Source organism: Hydrococcus rivularis NIES-593 (assembly GCF_001904635.1).
Taxonomy (GTDB): Bacteria; Cyanobacteriota; Cyanobacteriia; order Cyanobacteriales; family Microcystaceae; genus Hydrococcus; species Hydrococcus rivularis.
The window spans coordinates 1-2,212 of record NZ_MRCB01000066.1 but is presented as its reverse complement, the minus strand read 5'-3'; the positions used below and the strand labels follow the sequence as shown (position 1 = coordinate 2,212).

At 45.7% G+C, this 2,212-nt stretch carries 1 protein-coding gene and 1 pseudogene; one reads left to right on the top strand and one right to left on the bottom strand.

All coding sequences use genetic code 11. The features are described 5' to 3' along the window. Nucleotides 1-204: pseudogene (locus NIES593_RS24740) on the bottom strand (hypothetical protein); the annotation flags it as partial. Between the two features lie 346 nt (nt 205-550). Between NIES593_RS24740 and NIES593_RS23100 the strand changes: the two are divergent. Then, nucleotides 551-2,125 (top strand): group II intron reverse transcriptase/maturase, encoded by a 1,575-nt coding sequence (locus NIES593_RS23100; protein WP_073601799.1) that lies wholly within the window; start codon nt 551-553, stop codon nt 2,123-2,125. Nucleotides 2,126-2,212 lie beyond the last annotated feature (87 nt).

The window sequence follows — 2,212 nt, the reverse complement described above, 5'->3', positions numbered from 1 at the left end:
GTGCGATTCGTTGTTAGCTGAATCACGGTAATCAGCCCGTACATAAGCTAACCAACCCCATCTAGCAATAGAGAAAGGTTGAACTCTCGGTCTGATATGGGTGAAAGTCCCATCTACCAGACTCAGGTATGACTCCCTATCTGCCCACGATGACCCGACTCGGTTTCGGGAGGTCGAAGCTGGGAACAGGGCATAATCAGACATCCGTTGTGGGATGGCACTGGTGCTAACGGGGAGTTCCTACGGTGAAATATAGCCTAGAAAAGCAACCCAGCAAAAAGCAGGACACAACATCAGAGCCTGACTTGATTGGAGATAAATCCCGCCGCATCCTGTCTTCGATAGCGGCAAGAGTCCGGGGATTCCAATGGTTGAAGTGGCTACACCTAACGGAACTAATAATCAACCGAGGGAACGAATAAAAACGGATTGAAGGTCTAAGGGCGGTCGAACCCTAAGTAGGCTGGACGAGTAGCGGAATCCCTTCAGTTCGGGTAGGACAGACCGTAATTGGTCTGAGGTGTTCAGAATACACAAATCGGAGCAGAGCATGATTAGACACAGAGGCAACTCTAGTGAATCTTGGAAGACGTTACCGTGGAAGCAATTCCGCCGTAACCTATTTCGCCTACAAAGACGCGTGTATAAAGCTGTTCAAGTTGGCGACAAGCGGAAAGCGAAGTCTCTACAAAAGCTGATTCTGAAATCCACCGCAGCAAGATTACTGGCTATCCGTCAAGTAACACAGCTAAATGCTGGGAAAAAGACAGCGGGAATCGACGGCAAAACTGCGCTCACGTTTGAGCAAAGGTTTGAACTAAGTGAAAAACTTAGAACCGAAGCTAAAAACTGGAAACACCAGGGATTACGTGAAATACCCATCCCCAAAAAGGATGGTAAAACCCGGATTCTCAAAGTCCCCACTATTGCGGACAGAGCGTATCAATGTCTTGTTAAGTACGCATTAGAACCAGCACACGAAGCAACTTTCCATGCTAGGAGTTACGGATTCAGAACGGGACGCTCGGCGCATGACGCTCAGAGACAATTGTTCAACAGTCTAAACTATCGAGCCAATGGAATAGATAAAAGAGTCATAGAACTCGATATCGAAAAATGCTTTGACACGATAAACCACACCGCCATCATGGACAGACTCATCGCTCCTTTGAGCATAAAACAGGGAATTTTCCGATGTCTCAAAGCCGGAGTCAACCCAGAATTTCCAGAACTTGGAACCCCTCAAGGTGGGGTGGTAAGTCCACTCTTAGCTAACATCGCCTTAAATGGGATTGAAAGTATTCATAGATACCACCGGGATTCTAATAGAAGAATTACTGACAAAACCTCGGCAGAAAGTATTATCGAACCGTCTGTCCGCTACGCAGATGACATGGTGATCATACTCAGACCTCAAGACGATGCTACCGTTATACTTGACAAAATCAGTCAGTTCCTAGCAGAGCGGGGAATGAAGGTAAGCGAGAAAAAGACACTCGTTACCGCCGCGACAGATGGTTTTGATTTTCTCGGCTGGAACTTTAAAGTCCAGAACAACGGCAAGTTTAAATGCGTTCCTTCAGTGGACAACTATAAAACTTTTCGCAAGAAAGTCAAAGCTATCGTCAATAACTCGAATTATGGTGCTACCACAAAGGCGGAGAAATTAGCCCCGGTAGTTAGAGGTTGGAGGAATTACCACCGCTTCTGCAAGATGGATGGGTCGAGATTTTCTCTATGGCACATCGAACACAGAGCATTCAAGGTATTCAACAAGGAAACTAAGCAGAATTGCCATACCTGTAAACAATTACTTAAAAAGGCATTCCCACAAGTTCCCTACTCCGAAAACAAATACATCAATGTCACAGGAGAGAAATCACCCTACGACGGAGATTTAACTTATTGGAGTGAACGCAACAGTAAGTTATACGACAACAATACCTCTAAAGCCCTGAAACGGCAAAACCATAGATGTGGACATTGTGGTTTAAAAATGCTTAGTGATGAGAAGGTACATCTTCATCATGTCGATGGCAACCACCAAAACTGGAAAACTAAAAACCTTCTAGCCATTCATGAAAGCTGCCACGATTATATCCATATCAGCAAAAGCGCAAGCTAAGAACATCGGGAGCCGGATGCCGTGAAAATGGCACGTCCGGATCTAACTGAGAGGTGCGGGGAATAATATCCCTCATCGACTCAACCC